This is a genomic window from Caulobacter sp. SSI4214, from assembly GCF_012184455.1.
In the GTDB taxonomy this organism is placed as follows: Bacteria; Pseudomonadota; Alphaproteobacteria; order Caulobacterales; family Caulobacteraceae; genus Caulobacter; species Caulobacter vibrioides_E.
Genome location: NZ_SZWJ01000135.1, coordinates 1 through 7,453 on the forward strand (window position 1 = coordinate 1; position 7,453 = coordinate 7,453).

Here is a 7,453-nt window from a genome sequence, read left to right on the forward strand (position 1 = left end):
AGCGCGAGGCCTGCGAGGAACGGCTCGGCGCGGTCGCCGCCAACGGCCCCCGCTACGCCGCGCCGATGGATCCGGAGAAGCGGGCCTATTACGACGAGCTCGCCGCGGCCGGACCGTCCAGCCGATCCCAGGCCAGCGCCAGGGCCGGCGGCGCGAGCCCTGGCGCCTTGCAGGTCCTGAAATGCTCGGTGACCTTCGGAGCCGGCGCGAAGGAGAAGGACCGCCAGGGCATGGTGCGCCTGGGCAAGACCCCTTGCTACATCCCGCTGCAAGGCAGCTTCTTCACGCCCGAGGCCGGCGTCCACAAGCGGTAGTGACCGTGTCGCCTCGGCGGCCTAGTAAGGAGCGCACGGTCGGAGTTTTCTTTATGAGCCCCAACGTCGCCCTGATTGGCCCCGGCGCCATCGGCGGAACCCTTGCGGCTTGGTTGGCCCAGCGGGGGGACCTGGACCTGACCGTCTGCGCGCGTACCCCGTTTGAGACCCTGACCGTCGAAACCCCCGATGGGGAGATTACGGCCCGGCCGCGCATCGCGACCTCGCCGCGGGGCCTGTCGCCGGTCGATTGGGTGCTCGTGGCGACGAAGGCCTATGACGATGCCGGCGCCGCGCCCTGGCTGGCCGCGCTGGTGGGACCACGGACGCGCGTGGCGGTGATCCGCAACGGCGTCGAGCACCGCGAAGCGTTCGCCGGCCGGGTCGACGCCGCCAATCTCCTGCCGGTGATCGTCGACTTCCCGGCCGAACGGTCCGCGCCCGGCGTGTTCCGCCAGCGACGCTACGGCTGGATCCGGGTTCCCGAGGGCGAGGCGGGCAAGGCCTTCGCCGCGTTGTTCGCCGGCTGTCCCATCGACGTGGGGACGACGGACGACTTCGTGTCGGTCGCTTGGCGCAAGCTGGCGCTGAACGCGGCTGGGGCGGTCAACGCCATGACGCTGAAGCCCTCGGGCGTCGCCCACGATCCTGGCGCGGCCCAGGTGATGAAGGCCCTGGTCGCGGAGTGCGTGGCGGTGGGGCGGGCCGAGGGCGCGACCCTGGCCGATGACCTCGGCGATCAGGTCGTGAACGGCTATCGCGCCGGGCCCTCTGACTTGGTCAACTCACTGCTGGCCGATCGTCAGGCGGGCCGGCCGATGGAATTGGACGCCCGCAACGGCGTCATTGTCCGCAGGGGCGCGGCGCACGGCATCCCGACGCCGGCCAATGCGATGATCGTGGCCTTGCTGAACGCGGCGGCGGGCTGAGCCCTACGGCTGGTACTTCTTCGGGATCGCCTTGATCTCGTCGGGCGTCAGCTTGGTGATCGCCTTGGCGCGGATCGGGACGGCGAAGCCCATGCCGTCCGAGACCCGCAGGTCCAGGTCCAGCGGCTGGCAAATGCTGTCGCTGCCGCGCACCACCGAGACGAGGTGGCTGCCCGGCCAGGTCAGCTGGTTGGAGCCCCAGGCCAGGTCGACGCGATAGACGTCCCGGCCGCGCACCTTCATGTAGAGGGTGTTCTTGTCCGGGGCGGTCCAGCCGCGCCAGTCGGACAGGTAGAAGCATTGGCGGACGGGCTTGGCCGGCGCCGGAGCGGCGTCCTGGGCCGAGGCGGCCAGACCCGAGAGGCCCGCGATGGCGAGCCCGATCAGCGCGGCGCGCGCGGAGTGGGTGATCTTGCTCATGACACGTCGTCCTTCAAAGCCCCCAACGCTTGAGATTGGCCTTGGGCGAGGCGGAGTCAAGCGCGCGGCGTACAGAAAGAACTATACACGAAAACGGCCCGCCCCTCGACGGAAAGGCGGGCCGTTGGCGGCGTATCCCAAGACCGGGTGTCAGGCCTTGGCGGGCTCGGCCGGAGCTGGGTCCAGCTCGCCTTCCCACTTGGCGACCACGGCGGCGGCGACGCTGTTGCCGACGACGTTGGTGGCGCTGCGGCCCATGTCCAGCAGGTGGTCGACGCCGAGCACCAGCGCGATCCAGCCCTCAGGCAGGCCGAAATAGGTCAGGGTGGCCATGATCACCACCAGCGAGGCGCGCGGCACGCCGGCCATGCCCTTGGACGTGACCATCAGCAGCAGCAGCATCGAGGCCTGTTGCTCGACGGTCAGGTGGACGCCGTGCACCGCCGTGATGAACAGGGTGGCGAAGGTGCAGTACATCATCGAGCCGTCGAGATTGAACGAGTATCCCAGCGGCAGGACGAAGCTGACGATCTTGCGGCGCACGCCCAGGGTGGGCAGGCCATCCAGCAGGCGCGGATAGGCCGCTTCGGAGCTGGCGGTCGAGAAGGCCAGCAGGGCCGGCGTGCGGATGAAGCCGAACAGCGGGATGGCGCGGCGTCCGAGGAAGGCCAGGGCGGCCAGGAACAGCAGCAGCCACAGCGTGCCCAGGCCCGCGTAGAAGGCGCCGATGAACTTGGCGTAGACGCCGATGATCGACAGGCCTTCCTTGGCGACGGTGTTGGCCAGGGCGCCGAAGATGGCCAGCGGGGCCAGCGACATCACGAAGCCCGTGACCTTCAGCATGATCGAGGCGGCCTGCTCGGTCACCTGCATGACGGCCGGGGCCTTGTTGTCCAGGGTGGCGACGGCGGTGCCGACGAACACCGAGAAGACGACGATCTGCAGGATCTCGTTCTTGGCCATCGCCTCGAACAGCGAGGCCGGGATCAGGTGGTCGATGAAGCTCTTGATCGTGAAGGCGCCCTCGGCCGATGGCGGCGCGCCGGCCCCGGCGGCTTCTTTCAGGACGACGCCGTGGGCCGGGTCCAGCAGATGGAACATGCCGATGCCGATCAGCAGCGACAGGATCGAGGCGACGATGAACCAGGAGAGGGCCTTGACGCCGACGCGCCCGACGGCGGCGGCGTCCTCCATGTGGGCGATGCCGGCCACCAGGGTGGTGAAGACCAGCGGCGCGATGATCATCTTGATCAGGCGCAGGAAGACATAGGGCAGCAGCGACGCCAACTCGGCCGCCTTCTTGGCGCCGGCCGCGTCGAGATACTGGTTGCACCCCCAACCGACCGCGACGCCCAGCACCATGGCCAGGACGATCAGAAAGGCGAAACGTTTATTCATGAATCCCCCTGGCGCCCTCTGCCGGGCGTCGACGGCGTACTGGTGGTCGGAAGGATCGACGCGCGACAGCGCCCGCGCCGCCATTCGCGCCTTCCTTGAGCATTTCCGCCCTTGTGGCGGACGAAAGCGGGTTCGTCCATGCCTGTTGAGGCGGCGACGCCGGGCCAGGGCGAGCCAGGCCGGCGAAATGGGCTCATAATTCCAGAGACGCGGGACCGCCGGACGCCCTCATCGGACACTAAGTAAGAAGTTTTTCTACTTCGTGGGGCCGGTGTCTCGCCAATGTCGTGAAACGTCGCTATAAGGCCCCATGTCAAACCAAGAAAAAGCAATCGCCGTCGTCGAACGGCTCAATGACGAATACGAACGCGCCGTCGGCGCTCTCCGCGACGCCCTCCGCGCCTATCTCGAAAACGGAACTCGGCCCGACCCGCAGGCGCGGTTCGACGGCAGCTTCGCCTATCCCGAGCTGAGGCTGACCTACGATCCCGAGGCCCTGCCGCCCAAGCTGGCCCGGTCCTACGCCCGCGTCAGCCGGCCCGGCGTCTACGCCACCACCGTCACCAAGCCGGCCCAGTTCAAGGACTATCTGGTCGAGCAGCTGACCCTGCTGATGGACGACTTCGACGTCGAGATCGAGATCGAGCGCTCGCGGCAGGAAATCCCCTATCCCTACGTGCTGGACGCCTCGATCGACCTGAACCAGGCCGACGTCCGCAGCGAGGATATCGCCCGCTTCTTCCCGACCACGGACCTGGCCTTCATCGGCGACGAGATCGCCGACGGCGTCTGGAGCCCGGCGCTTGAGGAGACCCATCCGCTGTCGCTGTTCGACGGCCTGCGCACCGACTTCTCGCTGGCCCGTCTGAAGCACTACACCGGCGCGCCGGCCGAGGACGTGCAGCAGTTCATTCTGTTCACGAACTATCATCGCTATGTCGACGAGTTCGTGCGCTGGGGCATCGAGCAGCTGAAGGCGGACGGCAGCCCCTACACGGCCCTGTCCTGCTCGGGCGGCCTGACGATCACCGCCAACACGGCCAATCCGGAGCTGGCGGTGGCCGAGTCGACCTGGCGCAAGCACCAGATGCCGGCCTACCACCTGATGGCCCCGGGCGGCGCGGGCGTGACCCTGGTCAATATCGGCGTCGGTCCGTCCAACGCCAAGACGATCTGCGATCACCTGGCGGTGCTGCGGCCGCAGGCCTGGCTGATGATCGGCCACTGCGGCGGCCTGCGCGACACCCAGACCATCGGCGACTACGTCCTGGCTCACGCCTATCTGCGCGACGACCACGTCTTGGACGCGGTGCTGCCGCCCGAGATCCCGGTCCCCTCGATCGCCGAGGTGCAGCGCGCCCTCTACGACGCGGCCAAGGCGATCAGCGGCGACAGCGGCGGCGAACTGAAGAAGCGCCTGCGCACCGGCACGGTCGTCACCACCGACGACCGCAACTGGGAACTGCGCCACAGCCTGTCGGCCCTGCGCTTCAACCAGAGCCGGGCCGTGGCGATCGACATGGAAAGCGCGACCATCGCCGCCCAGGGCTATCGCTTCCGGGTGCCCTACGGGACGCTGCTCTGCGTGTCGGACAAGCCCCTGCACGGCGAAATCAAGCTGCCCGGCCAGGCCAACGCCTTCTACGAGCGCGCCATCAGCCAGCACCTGCAGATCGGCATCCTGACCTGCAAGCTGCTGCACGCCGAGGGCCCGAACCTGCACTCGCGGAAACTGCGGGCCTTCGACGAACCGCCGTTTAGATGAGCTCGGTGTTAGATGCTCCCCCGCAGTGCGGGGGAGCTGTCGGCGGAGCCGACTGAGGGGGCGAACCCGGCCCACGTCCAACTGGCCCCCTCCGGCCCTTTGGGCCACCTCCCCCGCGACGCGGGGGAGGATCTACCCCTCCGCCCAGCTCTTGATCAGCTGGTGCGCGATGGCCAGGGGCGGGGGGGCGAACAGGCCTTCCAGCTCGCCCTTGATCAGCTGCGCCGCCTCTTCCTTCGAGAACCAGCGCACCTCTTCCAGCTCGGTCTGGTCGGGCGCGGCGTCGCCGCCGTCGACATCGGCCGTCAGGCCCATCATCAGCGACGAGGGCCAGGGCCAGGGCTGGCTGGAGTGATAGCGGACCGCGACGGCGGTCAGCCCCGCCTCTTCCTTTAGCTCGCGGGCGCAGGCTTCCTCGATGGTCTCGCCCGGCTCGAGGAAGCCGGCCAGGGCCGAGAACATGCCCTTGGGCCAGGCCGCCTGGCGTCCCAGCAGGCATTTGCCCTCGTGCAGGGCCAGCATGATCACCACCGGGTCGGTGCGCGGGAAGTGCTCGGCCTCGCACGCGGGGCAGACGCGTTTCCAGCCGCCGTCGGCGACCTCGCTCTTCTGGCCGCAGTTGCTGCACCAGCGGTGGCGGCGGCGCCATTCGAACATCGACTTGGCGGTGGCCAGGATGCCGGCGTCGGCCGGCGGCATGGCGGCGGCCACGCCGCGCAGCTCCTCGAACCGGCCGAGGCCCTGCAGCGGCCCCTCGGACGGATCGGCGGCCGTGTCGATGTCGACGGCGAAGACCGCGATGTCCTTCCAGAGACCGAGGAACAGCAGCCGCTCATGGCCGCCGGCCAGGTCCTGGGCCAGGTCGGCGCGCAGATAGGCGATCTGCACGCCCTTCGGCTTGCCGTCGTCGCCCAGCAGGTCCTCGACCAGGGGCTTTCCGTTCCACAGCGCGACCGCCAGCGACTCGGGGTCGGCCAGCTTCTCGGCCAGCCAGGCCTCGTCGCCGCGGCGCTCGCTGGCGCGGTTCAGGGGGTTGCCGGCGAAGGTGTTGGTGATGATCGAGAGGGACATACGGCGTGTCTAGCGCGACCGTGTTTGTTCGTCACGACGTCGCATGAACGTCATGCGGCTTGCATCCGTCGCGATGAGTCGCGATATAGGCCTCGGAGATCGGCGCGGACGGAAGCCTCGCCAACCTGGTCAGGGCCGAGAGGCAGCAGCCACAACGAGATCACCTCTGGGTCGCTGTCCGGTCTCCACCTTCCCTTTCCCCTAAATCTGTCAGCGGATGCGCGCGCGAACGGGCGTGAGGCTTTTGCTGCGTGCTCCGCCCTACTACACTCCGCGCCATGGCCGACCACGACGACCTCTCGACCGATTCCGCGCCGCCGTGGGATGAGGCTCCCGCTGAACGCGACGAGAACACCGCCGACATCTTCGGCGACGCGCCCGCGCCCGTCCCCGTGTCGCGCCCCGTCGTCCAGGATCCGCCGCCCGAAACCGGCGACGCCTATACCGTGCTGGCGCGGAAGTACCGCCCGCGCACCTTCGAGGACCTGATCGGCCAGGAGGCCATGGTCCGCACATTGGCGAATGCGTTCGCAACCGGCCGCATCGCCCACGCCTTCATGCTCACCGGCGTGCGGGGCGTCGGCAAGACCACGACCGCGCGCCTGCTGGCCCGCGCGCTGAACTACGAGACCGACACGGTCAAGGGCCCCTCGGTCGACCTGACCACGGAGGGCTATCACTGCCGCGCCATCATCGAGGGCCGGCACATGGACGTGCTGGAACTCGACGCCGCCAGCCGCACCAAGGTCGACGAGATGCGCGAGCTCCTGGATGGCGTGCGCTACGCCCCGGTCGAGGCGCGCTACAAGGTCTACATCATCGACGAAGTGCACATGCTGTCGACGGCGGCGTTCAACGCGCTGCTGAAGACGCTGGAAGAGCCGCCGCCGCACGCCAAGTTCATCTTCGCCACCACCGAGATCCGCAAGGTGCCGGTGACGATCCTGTCGCGCACCCAGCGCTTCGACCTGCGCCGGGTCGAGCCCGACGTGCTGGTCAAGCACTTCGACCGCATCTCGGCCAAGGAGGGGGCGCGGATCGAGATGGACGCCCTGGCCCTGATCGCCCGCGCGGCCGAGGGCTCGGTGCGCGACGGCCTGTCGCTGCTGGACCAGGCCATCGTCCAGACCGATCGGGGGGCCACGGTCACCGCCGCGGTGGTCCGCGACATGCTGGGCCTGGCCGACCGCGGCCAGACCATCGCCCTGTTCGAGAACGTCATGGCCGGCAAGACCAAGGACGCGCTGGAAGGTTTCCGCGCCCTTTGGGGCTTCGGCGCCGATCCGGCGGTGGTGATGCTCGACGTCCTGGACCACTGCCACGGCGCGGCGGTGTCGAAGGCCCTGGGGCCCGACGCCCTGTCGATGCCCAAGGAGCAGGCCGCGCGCCTGGCCGCGATCGGCGCGCACACCTCGGCCGGCACGCTGTCGCGCCTGTGGCAGATGCTGCTGAAGGCCCACGAGGAAGTGCGCCGCGCGCCCGACGCCATGGCCGCCGCCGAGATGGCCCTGATCCGCCTGTGCTACGCCGCCGACCTGCCCGGTCCGGAGGAGGCG

General features: G+C 69.0%; 6 protein-coding genes, 1 other RNA gene and 1 pseudogene. 5 read left to right on the forward strand and 3 right to left on the reverse strand.

All coding sequences use genetic code 11. The features are described from left to right. Both FCU40_RS21915 and FCU40_RS21920 read left to right on the forward strand, forming a co-directional pair. Positions 1 to 314, forward strand: a pseudogene (locus FCU40_RS21915) (hypothetical protein); the annotation flags it as partial. Positions 315 to 367: 53 nt separating this feature from the next. Next, entirely contained in the window at positions 368 to 1,243 is an 876-nt protein-coding gene (locus tag FCU40_RS21920) for a 2-dehydropantoate 2-reductase (protein ID WP_168077872.1), read from the forward strand. 3 nt (positions 1,244 to 1,246) lie between these two features. On the opposite strand, the gene FCU40_RS21925 is transcribed toward FCU40_RS21920, so the two are convergent. Further along, positions 1,247 to 1,663: a DUF6491 family protein gene (locus tag FCU40_RS21925; protein ID WP_168077873.1), complete on the reverse strand. Its 417-nt coding sequence runs from the start codon at positions 1,661 to 1,663 to the stop codon at positions 1,247 to 1,249. Positions 1,664 to 1,813: 150 nt separating this feature from the next. Further along, positions 1,814 to 3,061 (reverse strand): dicarboxylate/amino acid:cation symporter, encoded by a 1,248-nt coding sequence (locus tag FCU40_RS21930; protein WP_004615777.1) that lies wholly within the window; start codon positions 3,059 to 3,061, stop codon positions 1,814 to 1,816. Between the two features lie 310 nt (positions 3,062 to 3,371). On the opposite strand from FCU40_RS21930, the gene FCU40_RS21935 reads away from it, so the two are divergent. Further along, positions 3,372 to 4,826 (forward strand): AMP nucleosidase, encoded by a 1,455-nt coding sequence (locus FCU40_RS21935; RefSeq protein ID WP_168077875.1) that lies wholly within the window; start codon positions 3,372 to 3,374, stop codon positions 4,824 to 4,826. 132 nt (positions 4,827 to 4,958) lie between these two features. On the opposite strand, the gene nudC is transcribed toward FCU40_RS21935, so the two are convergent. Continuing rightward, positions 4,959 to 5,897 carry an NAD(+) diphosphatase gene (gene nudC, locus FCU40_RS21940; protein ID WP_168077876.1) on the reverse strand — a complete coding sequence of 313 codons (939 nt, stop codon included), beginning with the start codon at positions 5,895 to 5,897 and terminating at the stop codon, positions 4,959 to 4,961. A 93-nt stretch (positions 5,898 to 5,990) separates the two neighbouring features. Between nudC and ffs the strand changes: the two genes are divergently transcribed. Both ffs and FCU40_RS21950 read left to right on the forward strand, forming a co-directional pair. Then, positions 5,991 to 6,088, forward strand: an RNA gene (gene ffs, locus FCU40_RS21945) — signal recognition particle sRNA small type. Between the two features lie 87 nt (positions 6,089 to 6,175). Then, on the forward strand, positions 6,176 to 7,453 hold a 1,278-nt coding region (locus FCU40_RS21950; protein WP_168077878.1), incomplete at its 3' end, for a DNA polymerase III subunit gamma/tau.